13 protein-coding genes are annotated in these 15,200 nt (G+C 37.5%); 12 read left to right on the top strand and 1 reads right to left on the bottom strand.

The genetic code is table 11. The features are described 5' to 3' along the window. Nucleotides 1–41: 41 nt before the first annotated feature. Complete coding sequence (locus ACJJVW_RS09510; RefSeq protein WP_405251492.1) at nt 42–554, bottom strand: hypothetical protein; 513 nt, start codon at nt 552–554, stop codon at nt 42–44. Between the two features lie 282 nt (nt 555–836). On the opposite strand from ACJJVW_RS09510, the gene pyrH reads away from it, so the two are divergent. The 12 genes from pyrH (at nt 837) to ACJJVW_RS09450 (ending at nt 15,183) form a co-directional block, all read left to right on the top strand. Next, complete coding sequence (pyrH, locus tag ACJJVW_RS09505) at nt 837–1,541, top strand: UMP kinase (RefSeq protein ID WP_108877897.1); 705 nt, start codon at nt 837–839, stop codon at nt 1,539–1,541. Between the two features lie 52 nt (nt 1,542–1,593). Next, the gene (frr, locus tag ACJJVW_RS09500; protein WP_298330092.1) at nt 1,594–2,151 is read left to right on the top strand and encodes a ribosome recycling factor; all 558 of its coding nucleotides are present in this window, start codon (nt 1,594–1,596) and stop codon (nt 2,149–2,151) included. A gap of 77 nt (nt 2,152–2,228) precedes the next feature. Continuing rightward, on the top strand, nt 2,229–4,349 hold the full coding sequence (locus tag ACJJVW_RS09495; protein WP_298330094.1) for a DUF5686 family protein: 2,121 nt from the start codon (nt 2,229–2,231) through the stop codon (nt 4,347–4,349). A gap of 150 nt (nt 4,350–4,499) precedes the next feature. Continuing rightward, nucleotides 4,500–6,908, top strand: a complete 2,409-nt coding sequence (locus ACJJVW_RS09490; protein ID WP_405251489.1) for an RND family transporter — start codon at nt 4,500–4,502, stop codon at nt 6,906–6,908. A 35-nt stretch (nt 6,909–6,943) separates the two neighbouring features. After that, the gene (locus ACJJVW_RS09485; protein WP_405251487.1) at nt 6,944–7,489 is read left to right on the top strand and encodes a pyridoxamine 5'-phosphate oxidase family protein; all 546 of its coding nucleotides are present in this window, start codon (nt 6,944–6,946) and stop codon (nt 7,487–7,489) included. A 177-nt stretch (nt 7,490–7,666) separates the two neighbouring features. Next, nucleotides 7,667–9,109: an asparagine--tRNA ligase gene (gene asnS / locus ACJJVW_RS09480; protein ID WP_405251485.1), complete on the top strand. Its 1,443-nt coding sequence runs from the start codon at nt 7,667–7,669 to the stop codon at nt 9,107–9,109. Nucleotides 9,110–9,992: 883 nt separating this feature from the next. After that, nucleotides 9,993–10,514: a hypothetical protein gene (locus ACJJVW_RS09475; RefSeq protein WP_405251483.1), complete on the top strand. Its 522-nt coding sequence runs from the start codon at nt 9,993–9,995 to the stop codon at nt 10,512–10,514. An 843-nt stretch (nt 10,515–11,357) separates the two neighbouring features. Beyond that, nucleotides 11,358–12,017 carry a hypothetical protein gene (locus ACJJVW_RS09470; RefSeq protein ID WP_405251481.1) on the top strand — a complete coding sequence of 220 codons (660 nt, stop codon included), beginning with the start codon at nt 11,358–11,360 and terminating at the stop codon, nt 12,015–12,017. 26 nt (nt 12,018–12,043) lie between these two features. Continuing rightward, complete coding sequence (locus tag ACJJVW_RS09465) at nt 12,044–12,715, top strand: hypothetical protein (RefSeq protein ID WP_405251479.1); 672 nt, start codon at nt 12,044–12,046, stop codon at nt 12,713–12,715. Nucleotides 12,716–12,984: 269 nt separating this feature from the next. Beyond that, the gene (locus ACJJVW_RS09460) at nt 12,985–13,638 is read left to right on the top strand and encodes a hypothetical protein (RefSeq protein ID WP_405251477.1); all 654 of its coding nucleotides are present in this window, start codon (nt 12,985–12,987) and stop codon (nt 13,636–13,638) included. A 133-nt stretch (nt 13,639–13,771) separates the two neighbouring features. Continuing rightward, nucleotides 13,772–14,557, top strand: coding sequence for an ATP-binding protein (locus tag ACJJVW_RS09455; protein ID WP_339849321.1), 786 nt, complete (start codon nt 13,772–13,774; stop codon nt 14,555–14,557). Further along, nucleotides 14,554–15,183, top strand: coding sequence for a response regulator transcription factor (locus ACJJVW_RS09450; RefSeq protein WP_013750197.1), 630 nt, complete (start codon nt 14,554–14,556; stop codon nt 15,181–15,183). The genes ACJJVW_RS09455 and ACJJVW_RS09450 overlap by 4 nt, the downstream gene beginning before the upstream one ends. The last annotated feature ends 17 nt before the right edge of the window (nt 15,184–15,200 follow it).

Below are 15,200 nucleotides of genomic sequence, written 5' to 3'. Positions count from 1 at the left end.
CTCCAGATGGAGGCGTTTTTTGTTTAGTTCTTTACAGAGGCCTACGAAATATACTGATCCATTATCGATACAGACACTTCTTTACTTCTACTTATGGCGATTCCATTAAGTTCATTAGTGAGTACAAACATTGCTTTGAGTTCAAGAGCATAGCCATCTTTTTCATCTCGCATGGCTTCAAGAACCTTATTACTTACAAGTAAATTACCTGGAGCTAAAGAGCCTGGGTCTTTTTGTAATTGGAACTTAAATCGGGCGGTAACATTACCATTACTTGCCTTATAACTCTTGCCAAGCTTGTTATAAATCATATCATCCTCGTTAGAGTAAGAGTCTTTTACTTGCTCAACGTCTAGTTGACAATGCAGCTCATTAATGAGCGGCATCATAATATCTTCCTCTCCATCTACGTCGTAAACAAATCCTTGTATGTAATAGATAACATCCAGTTGCTTATCGAGCTTACTAAAGACAATATTTGTTTTAATTTCTATATCAATACCGCTTGATGCTTTACCAATAACCTTTAATGATGTAGCTTGTAGTTTTGCCATTGTATGTTGTTTTTGTGATTATTACCCCAAAATTATAATGAGTTTGACACAAATCAATATCACTTCACCCTTAAAACATAGCATCAAAATACTTTAAATCAATAGATTAAAACCCTGTCGCACCTTCCTAAACAAAATGAATCTTCAATCACTATCAAGTTAATTGAACTTGAGAAGATATCTGTTTTACAAAAGCCCGCTTTCGCGAAAGCGCAAAAAACCATTGCCACACATTTTTAAATCATTCTGTTTAAATAGTATATTTGCATAACTACACAGACTATGAAATATAAAAGAATATTACTTAAACTTTCTGGTGAGGCCTTAATGGGAGATCGCCAGTATGGGATAGATCCTAACCGTCTTGCAGAATATGCAGAGGACATTAAAGCAGTAACAGAAAAAGGTATTGAAGTGGCTATTGTTATAGGTGGCGGAAATATCTTTAGAGGTGTAGCGGGAGCTAGTAAAGGAATGGATCGCGTACAAAGTGATCACATGGGAATGCTGGCAACTGTAATAAATGGCCTAGCTCTACAAGACGCACTTGAACAAGCAAACGTAAAAACGAGATTACAAACAGCTATTAAAATTAATGAAGTAGCTGAGCCTTTTATACGCCGTAAAGCAATGGCACACCTTAATAAAGGACGTGTTGTTATCTTTGGTGGAGGAACGGGTAACCCTTACTTCACTACAGACTCTGCTGCGGTATTGAGAGCAATCGAGATAGAAGCAGATGTAATTTTAAAAGGAACGAGAGTAGATGGTATTTACAACTCAGATCCTGAGAAAAATACAGATGCTATTAAGTATGATCATATCTCTTTTGACGATGTGCTACGCAAAGGATTAAAAGTGATGGATACTACCGCTTTTACATTAAGTCAAGAAAATGAGTTGCCTATTATAGTTTTTGATATGAATACTCGTGGCAACTTGATGAAAGTGGTCTCAGGTGACGCTATAGGTACCACTGTAAATTAGGAAAAGAGAATTGGCTCAATTTTTGTAAACTTGCTATCATAATTATATTACCATGAACGAAGATTTAAAATTTATAATAGATTCTGCTAAGGAATCAATGGATGATGCTATTAATCACTTAGCAAAGAGATTAGTTACTATACGCGCTGGAAAAGCGAGCCCAGCAATGCTACAAGGGTTAATGGTAAACTACTATGGCAACCCTACTCCTTTGAGCCAAGTGGCAAATGTGAATACTCCAGATGGTCGTACTATTACTGTACAACCATGGGAGAAAAGTCTTATGCAAGAGATTGAAAAAGCTATTATAAATGCAAACCTAGGTTTTAACCCAATGAATAATGGGGAAAATATCATCATCAACGTGCCGCCACTTACTGAGGAACGTCGTAAAGACCTTGTAAAGCAAGCTCGTGGAGAAGCAGAAGATGCAAAAATAGGAGTACGTAATGATCGTAAGAATGCCAATAATGACATCAAGAAAGCAGAGGATGCTTCTGAAGATGAAAAGGCAAATGCAGAGGTAGATATCCAAAAGCTTACTGACATTCACATCAAGAAAATAGAAGAGGTTCTTAGCAAGAAAGAAGCTGAGATCATGACTGTATAATACTACAGACGTTAAACAATTATAAAAAAGCGACCTCATGGTCGCTTTTTTGATACATTTACCCTTCAACCTACTCTATGCGTCAGTTCATAATTGTCTATCTCTTATTCATAAGTTTTACTGCGGTAGCTCAGAATGAGCCAGACGTGCAGGGCATTATTAATCAAGCAATTGACAATAAGGCAAAGAACGACCCGCGAGAGGTACTCGCTTCATACACATATGACGTTTACGAGAAAACGGTTATTACAGACAGCCTTAATGGAAGTACGCACAACTTCTTTTCTGAGAAAGTAAGCCAACTACAATTTACAGAGCATCACCAGTTTTCGGAGAATATTATTGGATATCAGCTTGCTGGTTTTAAAAATCCGCGATATGAGGTTTTTGCTGTAAATGTGCAATCACGCTCATTCTATGATGATGATTTTGTGATTTTTAATAATCGCTATGCGGGAATTCTATCTAAAAGAGGAATGCGCAATTATAATTACAGTGTTACTTCTAGCGCTGTAAATGGTGATTACCAAGTAAGTTTTAGCCCTAAAAAACCTAAGAAAATTCCTGGGCTTACTGGGACAATGACCTTAGATAAAAACACACTCGCTATAAAAGGCGTGCAAGTGCGTATTACAGATAAGCTTAACATTATTCTTAATCAAGAGTACACCTACATAGAAGACGCAAACATTTATTTACCGCAGCAGCGAGAATTATTTCTAGATAAAGGAAGTGAAGATCGCAAGCTTTCTTTCTTTAAAGGGCGTATCTCTATAGGTACTATAGAAAACGAAGTGCTGGAAGATATGGTTACTCGTAAGTTTCTTGTAGCTACTACAAGAATGAGTAATTACAATGTGAACAAGGAGGTTACCATTCCAGATTCTAAGTATGCGATTACTTTTAAAGAAGGTGCAAGCGAGCAACCAGAATCGTTCTGGCAAAACTATCGTACAACCCCGCTATCTAGCAAAGATGAACGCAGTTTCTCAGAACTAGAGCGCATCGTAAATGCCGAAAACATAGAACGTAGACTAGGGACTACTAATAATTTTAGTATTGGTTATTTTAGTTTTGATGCCTTCGATTTTGACCTTACCTATCCTGTAAAATTCAATAATTATGAGGGTTTGAGACTTGGCCTTGGTGGCGTGACTAATGAATCTTTCTCTAAGCGTTTCCGCATAGAAGGCTATGCCGCTTATGGATTTAAAGACCAAGATATCAAGTATGGTATAGGTGCTGGTTACCTTCTCGATCCAGACAAGGGAGCATGGATTTCTGGAACGTACAACAGTGACCTAGAAGAAGTAGGTAATTATGCATACTTAACAGATCGCCGCGTGTATTCACTATTTGAACCACGCCTTGTAAACATCACGCAGTTTTACAAACATCGTACTACTCGTTTAAATCTTGAGTATAGACTTACACCACAATTACTTTCTGAGTTACAAATTGCTCATAGGAGACTAGATCAGACAACGCCTTACCGCTATAATAACGATGGGAATATCATTCGCAATTATGATATTTCTGAAGCAACAGCCTCTTTCCGCTGGAGTCCATCTAATAAATATTTAAAAACAGAGAATGATATTGTCCCTGTTTATGAGGGCTACCCTATAATTTCTGGTCAGGTATCTCAAGCTATTGATGGTCTAGGAGGAGACCTTGCATTTACAAAACTTGCCGCTAAGGTATTTTACAGAGTAGACAGACTCAACAAATCTGCTACGGAGTTTCTGGTAGAAGGAAATGTTGGTTTTGGAGATTTACCTATCACCCACCTATTCCACGCATTTCCTAATGCACCTACTAAGGAGACTATACTTCAGCGTTTTTCGGTGGCTGGGGTTAATAGTTTTGAAACTATGTTTTTTGGTGAATTCTTTTCAGACAAGCTGCTTACTGCTCAGGTAAAACATAGACTGGCGCCATTTAATATCTCTAAGAGCTTTAAACCAGAATTGGTTTTTATAAGCCGTTTTGCCATAGGAGATATAAGTAACCCAGAAGATCATCTCGACATTGGAGAATTTGGCTCGCTTAGTAAAGGATATACAGAAACTGGTTTTGAACTTAACAAGCTGCTTTTTGGTTTTGGAACGAGTCTCACCTACCGTTACGGAGCTTACCATTTACCTAACTGGGGAGATAACATTGCGTTTAAGTTTACATTCAATCTCAAACTGTAGTAAACCCATCGTAACCTCATTCAGTTTACTGAACCTAGGTTAATTTTTTACGCTTTCGCGAAAGCGTAACCCCTACCACCTACAAGCCTTTTTCAATTTGCCCGCATATCTGCATCCAAAAGAATATCTTTGCGGTGCTAAAACAAGTCAATGGCAAAATTTCTGAGTAAAGGTTTTTGGGAGTCTGTAGCGAGTTTAATACTACGCAATCGTCCTTTGATTCTCATTCTTATTGTGGGTTTCACCATTTTCTTAGGTTTTCAATGGCGCAATATGCGCTTTACCTATACAGAGGCAAACTTACTTCCTGATGACCATGAAGTAAATCTAGAATACCAGAATTTTAAAGATAAGTTTGGTGAAGAGGGAAACCTCATCGTGTTAGGAATACAAGATGAACGTCTCTTTACACCTGAAGTGCTCACCGCTTGGAATGACCTATCTGCCAAGATTGCAAAGGCAGATGCTGTTGCATTATCCCTTTCTCTTAAAGATCTCAAGATATTAGATAAACAAGAAAATCCGCAGCGATTTGATCTTGTTCCCTTCATGACAGATAGCACGCTCACTGCCGAAAGTGCTGCTAGTTATAGAAAACTACTCTTTGACGATTTACCTTTTTATGAAAATCTGATTTACAATAAAGAAACAGGTACCGTGCGCTCTGCAGTGTATCTTAAGAAAGATTTAATCAACACTCCTGCGCGTTTAGATTTTGTAGTAAATGATCTTATGCCGGCTATCGCGAGGTTTGAAAAAGACTACGATATCGATGTACGCACCAGTGGGATGCCATACATACGAACCCTCAATGCTCAAAATATTATTGATGAGATTGGCATTTTTGTAGGCGCTGCGTTACTAGTTACTTCTTTTATATTCTTCTTTTTCTTTAGATCATACAGAGCCACCTTTATTTCCATGATTACGGTAATCATAGGTGTGATGTGGGCTTTTGGATTTCTAGGATTACTAGGATATGAGATCACAGTACTTACAGCTATTATCCCTCCGCTAATTATTGTGATTGGGATTCCTAACTGTATTTTCTTGATTAATAAATACCAGCAAGAATATAAAAATCACGGTAACCAAGTAAAAGCATTACAGCGTGTTATTACCAAAGTAGGTAATGCGACCTTGATGACTAACATCACCACAGCTTCTGGGTTTGCAACTTTTATTCTTACTGAGAGTTCCCTACTAAGCGAGTTTGGTGTTGTCGCAAGTATCAATATCATTGCTATATTTTTACTTAGCTTACTTATCATTCCTATCATTTACAGTTACATGTCTCCTCCTAAGGAGAAGCACCTTAAACACCTAGGTAAAACTTGGATAGAAGGGTTTGTAAACTGGATGGAGCGCATGGTACGTACTAGACGTACTGCAATTTATGGATCAAGTGTATTACTACTTGCACTGAGTATTGTAGGTATATATCAAATACGTATTTCTGGTTCACTTATAGAAGACATGCCTAAAAAAGCCGACTTCTATAAAGACATAAAGTTTTTTGAGGAAGAATTTGATGGTATAATGCCACTTGAGATTCTGATTGACACTAAGAAAAAACAAGGAGTCATGAAGCTTGCCACGCTTAAACGCATGGAGGAGCTAAGCGCTACCATAGAGGAGCAACCGGAACTCTCTGCTCCTATATCTATTGTAAATCTTGTAAAGTATGCAAAGCAAGCTTACTTTAATGGAAATCCTAAATACTACCAACTACCTACTAGCAACGAGCGTAATTTTATACTGCCGTATGCAAAGAGTTTTGACAATGACCAAAACCTCATGGGAGCCTACGTAGATAGTACGGGTCAATATGCCAGAATCACTACCTTCATGAAAGATGTAGGTACTGACAAGATGGAACGTGCCGAGGAAAACATTCAATTAAAAATAGACAAGCTCTTCCCTGAAGAACGCTATGAGGTTACCATGACGGGTACTGCACTCGTTTTTCAAAAAGGAACAGATTACCTTGTAATGAATCTTGTGATAAGTTTATCCCTTGCCATCTTACTCATCGCATTATTTATGGCGTGGATGTTCAAGTCGCTACGTATGATTATAGTGTCTCTCATTCCCAACTTATTACCACTGCTAGTTACGGCGGGTATGATGGGCTTTATAGGCATCCCTATCAAGCCATCTACAATACTTGTATTTAGTATTGCCTTTGGTATTTCTGTAGATGATACGATTCACTTTCTAGCCAAATACCGTCAGGAGCTAAAAGCTAATAAATGGAAGATTAAAAAATCTGTTTACGGTTCGCTCCGTGAGACGGGCGTAAGTATGTTTTACACCTCAATTGTATTATTCTTTGGCTTCTCTGTGTTCATGATTAGTAGTTTTGGAGGAACTGTAGCACTAGGTGGTCTTGTAAGCGCAACTCTATTATTTGCAATGCTAGCTAACCTTTTACTATTACCGTCACTGTTGTTATCCCTAGAAAAAGAGATTGCAAACAAGGACACCTTTAAAGAACCTGCACTACAAATTGTAGAACGTGAGGGTGATGAAGAAACTGCTGATAAAGAGCTTGATTAACTAGGCATTCCCTTTGTATCTTTATACAAAAAGGTATGACAGATCAGTATTTTAAGGAAGCACAAGACGAGTTACAACTTGGCGTCAACAAAAAGGGACACCCGTTTAGGTACACCACTATGGGAACGGTAGATACTTCTGGAGTTCCTGCGCTTAGAACAGTTGTACTAAGACAAGTTACAGACGATTTTAAACTGAGAATTTATACTGACAGTAGATCCAATAAAGTAGCTCAGTTACTACAGAATGATGTTACTAGCTTACTCTTCTACCATCCTAAAAAATTGCTGCAGATTAAAGTTACAGGAAACGCGTCTATCATTACAGATCCCGTAGAGCTGCAACGCTATTACAGCGGCGTGCAGCCTTCATCAAAAAAAGATTATACTACTACTGATGCTCCTGGCGCAGAGATTTCAAACCCAGATGCGGTAGATTATCTTGAAAACACGCACTACTTTACCATTATTGAGATTGCACCTACGCATTTAGAGTTTCTTCAGCTTAAGAGACCTAACCATATTAGAGCGAGTTTTACACTTGAAGATGGAACATGGAAAGGGCAGTTTTTAAACCCATAAGGGTACGCTTTCGCGAAAGCGTGAAAACCTTTTTTACACCTCAACTTGAGCACTGCTGCAAATCTCAATAAAGAGTAATGCGCCTTAGCGTATATTTCAGTCCATTTACCCCTTACCCTACCACAAAAATCTTTTATATTTGCCCTCTATCTAGAGAATTCATTTAAATAAGATACAATGACACATACGCCTATTAAAGCGCTACTCGAAAGTGACAAAATTCATCAAGAATTTACGGTAAAAGGATGGGTAAGATCCTTCCGCGGAAACCAGTTTATCGCACTTAATGATGGTTCTACTATTAATAACCTTCAGTGTGTAGTCGATTTTGAAAATACAGACGAAGCACTTTTAAAGCGTATCACTACAGGTGCTGCCGTTGCCATCAAAGGAACCTTAGAAGAAAGTCAAGGTGGAGGGCAACGTATAGAAATAAAAGTAAAAGATATCCAGATTGAGGGAGATGCAGATCCTCAAGAATTAAAAAACACGATACTCTCTCCTAAGCGTCACACACTAGAAAAACTACGTGAGCAGGCACACTTAAGAGTTCGCACTAACACCTTTGGCGCTGTAATGCGTTTACGCTCAAAGTTATCGTTTGCCATACACGAGTATTTTAATAAAAATGGCTACTTCCATGCACATACGCCTATCATTACCGGTAGTGATGCAGAGGGAGCTGGTGAGATGTTTCGCGTAAGCGCGCTTGACCCAGAAAATCCGCCGCGCACAGAAGATGGAAAGATTGATTACAGCAAAGACTTCTTTGGTAAAGAAACGAACCTTACGGTTTCTGGACAGCTAGAAGGAGAGACGTATGCATTAGGACTTGGGAAGATTTATACATTTGGGCCAACTTTTAGAGCAGAAAATAGTAACACTTCTCGTCACCTTGCAGAGTTCTGGATGGTAGAACCAGAGATGGCTTTTTGTGATCTAGACGGCAACATGGATCTTGCCGAAGATTTTATCAAATATGTAATTAACTACGCGCTAGAAAACTGCCAAGATGATCTTGAGTTTCTAGAAAACAGACTAATTCAAGAAGACAAGAGCAAGCCAGAAGCAGATCGTGCACCTATGCCACTGCGCGAGAAGCTGAGCTTTATAGTAGATAACAACTTTAAGCGTGTAAGCTATACGGAGGCAATTGACATCTTGCGTAATAGTAAGCCTAACAAGAAGAAAAAGTTCAAATACCCGATCAATGAATGGGGAGCAGATTTACAGTCTGAGCATGAGCGCTACCTTGTAGAAAAGCACTTTAACTGCCCAGTAATCTTATTTGATTACCCAGCAAACATCAAGGCATTTTACATGCGTCTTAACGAAGATGGTAAGACCGTACGTGCGATGGATGTACTTTTCCCTGGAATAGGTGAGATGGTAGGAGGATCACAGCGTGAGGAGCGTCTAGATGTTCTTAAAGAAAAAATGAAAGCACTAGACATCTCTGAGGAGGAGCTTTCCTGGTACCTAGATACTCGTAAGTTTGGAACATGTACGCACAGTGGTTTTGGTCTTGGTTTTGAGCGCCTTGTGCTATTTGTAACGGGAATGACAAACATACGTGATGTAATACCTTACCCACGTTTTCCTGGTCACGCTGAGTTTTAGAAAATACTTGTTTTCGCTTTCGCGGAAATTTGAATATATCAACTATTATAAATCCAATGTACTTAGGTATGTTGGATTTTTTTTGTGGAACATCCTCAATTATGTGTGCTTACTCTTGCCCGGTTACTCTTGTGAAACATCCTCCCTAGCCCTCCTTCGAAGGAGGGTACTTAAATACATGATCCATTTCAGCTTTTGTCATCTCGACGTTAGGAGAGATCTCATTATCTAGCTTTGGGAAGTTGCTATGTTGGGGTTCTTACTCGGGTGCGCTTACTCTTGTGAAACATCCTCCCTAGCCCTCCTTCGAAGGAGGGGACTTAAATTCTCAAATCCAACTGTTCTCACTCGAGTGTGCTTACTCGCACGGAACATCCTCCCTAGCCCTCCTTCGAAGGAGGGGACTTGAGTTCAAGTTCAACTATTGTCATCTCGACGGAAGGAGAGATCTCATTATTTGGCTTAGGGAAGTTGCTTACTAGTAGTTATTACTTGAGTGTGCTCAGCGTTATGTGATTTCTCCACAAGGTCGAAATGACAATGATTTCAATTTCAGCATAAGGTTCGACTTGAACTTCGACTTCAAGTTCAGGTTCAAGTTCAGGTTCAAGTTCAGGTTCAAGTTCAAGTTCAAGTTCAAGTTCAAGTTCAAGTTCAAGTTCAAGTTCAAGTTCAACTTAAAAAGGGCATATTCATCTTTAAATATTTGGTATTGTATCAATTACAATCATAAGTTGTATTTTGGTAGTGAAATAACAATCCAAACTATTTCTGGAATCAAATTATTAACGCGTGTTCTTTCTTTTTCAAATATTGCTTCACATTAGATTGTGATAAACAAGCTTAAAACTATTAGGAAAGAATGCACCAACCAAATTAAACAATGGAAGACATACCAGATAACATTATCTCTGTTGAAGAGGCAGATAGCCTTTACAGGACTTATGGTCAAAACAGAGCACCTTTTATAGAGGGTGGAGTAAATAAACTATATGAGGATCTTGACAAGCCTTATGAAGCGACAAGATTTGTGACTGCAGATTATGAAAAGATGAAAGCATATATGGCTTTTATTGAGAAAGAATCCAAAGAAGCTGGGGTAACTCCAAAAGGGCTTCGCATCTATTTTGGGGCAACAAAACCTACTAAAGGAAAACCTGGCAGAGAAACTGTTTTTATAAATCCAGTCGCTGCCTTTAAAGGAGTTGATGGTAATATATCTTATGCGATTCATACTGACTTAGATGGTAACAAACAAGTAATCACGGTAGGTGATGTGATAGATGGAAAAATACCTAAGCCTTCTGACACAAAATCACTTAATGGTGGTATCCAAAGTCTCGCTGGTGATGACTGGGAATATCCACCACCGCCGAGACAAAATGATCCTAACGATTATCATTAATAAAAATGTATTAAAATAATGAACACGATACGCATATTGATTCATACAATAGAGCTAGTAGCGGCATTGTGTTCATTATTTACTCTTTGGAAATATAAATCAACACCTCTCAAATATTTTTGTGTGTACTTATGGTATGTAGTATTGCACGAAGCTGCAGCATATTTCTTACTTAGAGAAGGTATTATAAGATTTCAACTCACTAACCTCTATGGATTCATCACTACATTTTTTGTATTATGGATGAGTTACAAATATATTAAGATTAAAAAATTCAAGAATACAACTCTGATACTTTCTGGTATAGCACTATTAATTTTTCTTGCAGAACTAATATTTAAAGGCTTCAAGGAAGTTCTTTTTGTCTCTAAAACTACGGGCTACCTAATAGCTCTAATAAGTTTATTTCTTTATATAATAGGACTCTTTAAGACAAATAGCTTACACAACCCCTTTCGGGAATTGTTTACATATTTTTTATTAGGTTTTACCTTGTTTTTAATAGCATCACCCGTAATATTATTAGCAAGAAATATGTATGCAAATAATATAGAGATGAGTATTAATTTTTCATACATAATGGGGTTCATAGTTTTTTTAATGTACACCATCTTCTCCTTTGGCTTTATCTATTCTAAAAAAGCATCTGATCTGTGTTAAAAGAGAACTAGATTGCTTGCTTTATTTATGCTACAACATGCTCTACTAATTATAGCGTTAGCACTGATTTCCCATAAAGGGACATTTACCCCTACCCCATGAGTAGTAAGGATAGTATACTTGTATTTCCCTAGCTTGGTTAACGTTTTATTTACATTAATACTAACCAAAATTCTAATACACATGAAAACATGTAAATTTCTAACCATCCTTTTATTGGGCGGATTCTTAATGCTAAGCTGCGGCGGTGACCCCAAGGGCACACCTCACACAGATGACCAGAGTGAAGAACCTTTGGCTGCTCCCAGCACCATAATAACCGTACAAGAAGCAGAAGATATGTACCACAGGTACGGTAACCAACGAGTACCACTTATAGAAACCTCTGTGAATATAGATAAAGATGGCAACCCAATTAAACCAGAAGATGATCGATATGTACAAGCAACTCGCTCATTATCTATGGACTATAAGGAACTCAAACAGTACCTGGCATTTATAGAACAAGAAGCAGGTGAAGCAAAAACAGACATTTCAGGATTGCGTATTTATTTCTCGCAATACCCTAATGGTAAAAATGATAGTCGCGCAACAGTTTTTATCAACCCAATTATGGAGGCTGGAAAAAAAGGAGACATAAGAGACGACCTTTCTTTTGCAATTAAAAAAGGAAATGGCAAAAGTATTGCTGTAGCTGTAGGTGATATTATAAAAGCTCCTAAAGCCAGCTCAAATATGGCAAATCTCACGTTACCAGTACAGAATACAATACAGAGTCTAGCGATAAATGGTATGCCTTGGAGGCCACCACCACCACCACCAAATGATTCTGATTATCAATAAAATTCATCATAAAACCGTTGCCCAGTTTGGACACACTATATAACATAGGATTCATTTCCGAATTTATAGCTGCAATCTCGGCAACGATTTTCTTCTATAAGTACAAACACACGGAGCTCTTGTGGCTATTACCATTACTATGGTATATACCTATAAATGAGATTTTATGCCAAAAAGTTTTTGGTCCTTCTTCGACCGGATATATTCTTTATAATATATACAGGATAATCGTACCGCTATCTCTATTGCTTATTATTAGTTCTCAGTTAAAAGTTAAAAATTCAAAATATTTTGCTGTTGTTGTAATTGCTCTCTTCGCTTTAGGTGTAGTTTTAGATCTGACATTTACGTCAGTGACTACAGAGTTTCTTAATCACTCGCTTACTTTTTCTTCTATACTCATTGTAATAATGCTACTTCGTTATTTTGTGGAGGAACTTCAAAGTGACAATGTTCTTATGCTCAAAAAAAACCTCTTTTTATGGGTTTCTTTTGGTTTTTTAACTTTTCACATTGCCTACCCAGTCATAGTATTAGCCGAACAATACCTTATTAATGGTAATAATGAATTGAGAATCAATCTATACAAAATTCATCTCTTTGTAATTATCACTTCTTATCTATTCATTGCTTTTGCATTCTATTGGTCAAATAAGATACCTCATTCCAATACTCACTTATTAAAAAAAGATGATTAAGGAAGAAGTTCTTGTCATATGGCTGGTCTGCGTGACTATTTTGTTTCTACTGTTTTTAGTAGCTACCCTATTTTGTGCGATTGCGTTATATTATCGGTTTGATAATAAGCCGCGATTGCCGTAAATACAGTTTTTCTTATTTTGATATGAAATTTTAGTGTTGAGTACGCTTTCGCGAAAGCGTAATACAGCGCTCCACGAGTAAAAATCTTACAAAATCCATCTTTATAATTTATTACCTTTCAGCACTAACTTAAAGAAACCCCTACTTGAGTACTCTAATGTATATCTCAGAAATTATAGTGGCACTTGTGGCAACTATCTTCTTTTCTAAGTACAAACATCTACCTATAAAAACCATACTGTATATTCTCTGGATAGCGGTCATCACAGAAAGTATGGCTAAAATATACTCACACTACTACCACAATAATCACTGGGCATATAACCTTTATGCATTCTTATTCTACATCTTGTTTTATAAGATGGTGTATGATCATATAGAAAATACGACTAGAAAACGTATTGTAACATGGTTATCTACAGCGATGATCATAGCCATTATTATTAGAGCTTTTACAGTGCCTGTGGTCACGCACTATATGAGTATTATCTATAATATTGCCATGATTTTATTGGTCGTTTTACTTATGTATTATGCCATAGACCGTCTTAAGAGCGATGCACCGCTTAGACTTAAAAACCAACTCGAACTTTTTGTTTTTGCTGGATACTTATTATTTGGTATCACCTTTATACCATTAGCTCCATTTATGGTAGGCCAGATGGATTTTCAGTATTCAAAAGAATTATTGAACACCTTACGAGCAATCCAGACATTTTCTCTCGTAGTAACTAATATCATTTTAGTGTTTGGGTTTATATGGACAGACCCTAAAAAATTAAGTGCTTACGAAATGTAGGTGTTTATAGTACGCTTTCGCGAAAGCGTGTTTTAAAAACCATCACACATTGACTTTGGGGTAAATGCCCTATGGGTAATCAATATCAAAATAAGTACCTTCAACATTCATTATAATTACTCCAATCCAATCTATGCTTCTTATCCAAAATCAAGATAATGGCACCCTGTTTATAGTCTTAGTGGCTATAACCATATTACTGCTACTCCTCGTTGTTGTAGTGGTACTTTTCTCTGTATTTATGAAACGTAAGAACACCTTACTATTAGAACAAGAGCACACAAAGAAAAAGTTTGAAAAAGAAATTGCAGAGACGCAGATAGAAATACGAGAAGAAACGCTACGCAATATAAGCTGGGAGCTCCATGATAACATAGGACAGTTACTTACCCTTGCCAAAATCCAAACCCAAAATTGTGGTGGCAGCCAGCAAGATCTTGACGAGGCAGCAGCTACTATAGGCAAAGGACTTACAGAAATAAGAGCGCTCTCTAAGCTCATAAATCCAGAGGCTCTCAAAAATATGTCACTACCGGAAGCCTTAAACTTAGAGTTAGAACGCTTTAACAGAATGGCGTATCTAAAACCATCTCTCAAAATTACAGGAACCCCTATTACTATAGATAAAAAGATTGAGACCATCATCTTTAGAATCTTACAAGAGTTTTTTACAAACACCATCAAGCACTCCAAAGCAACTAATCTTGACGTAAACCTACTCTATAAATCTGATACATTACATGTCACTGTAAAAGACAATGGCGTAGGCTTTGACTACCATCAAGCAAGAGCAAAAAACGGCATAGGACTCACTAATATTGAGACCCGTACAAAGCTTATAGGAGCTACAGTAGACTACAAATCAAACGTAGGCGAGGGCACAACGCTATCGCTTACTTACAAACCACAACCACTATGAAAACTATCGTTATTGTAGATGACCATACCTTATTAAGCCAAGCTATAAGCGGCCTAGTAAATTCTTTCGACAATTTTGAAGTCCTTTACACTTGTAAAAATGGGCAAGAACTTCTTGACAACCTTCGTTTTGAAAATAAGCGCCCAGACATCATCTTGATGGATGTAAACATGCCTATTATGGATGGTATAGAAGCTACCGCACAGGTAAAGGAGCTCTACCCTACTATTCTCATACTCGCACTCTCTGTAGAAGAGGATGATCACACTATCTTACAAATGATACGCGCTGGCGCAAAAGGATATTTACTTAAAGACACCGAAAAAAAGACACTTGAAAATGCTCTCAACGAACTTGCTTTAAATGGTTATTATCATACAAATACGGTAAGTCAGCTACTTGTAAAAAGCCTAAATGGCAACAACAAAGATGCATTGCGAGATCGAGAGATCGAATTTATAAAACATGCCTGTACAGAGATGACTTATAATGAGATTGCAGATGTTATGTTTTTGAGTCCAAAAACTGTGCAAGGATATCGTGATAGCGTATTCTCAAAACTCAACTTAAAAAACAGGACAGGCTTGGTGATTTATGCCCTTAAAAATGGGCTATTTAGACCCTAATAAGGTAAAAATATAGG

Origin of the sequence: Dokdonia sp. Asnod3-C12, assembly GCF_045063975.1 — a bacterium.
Classification (GTDB): Bacteria; Bacteroidota; Bacteroidia; order Flavobacteriales; family Flavobacteriaceae; genus Dokdonia.
This window is presented reverse-complemented; position numbering and strand designations above follow the sequence as displayed.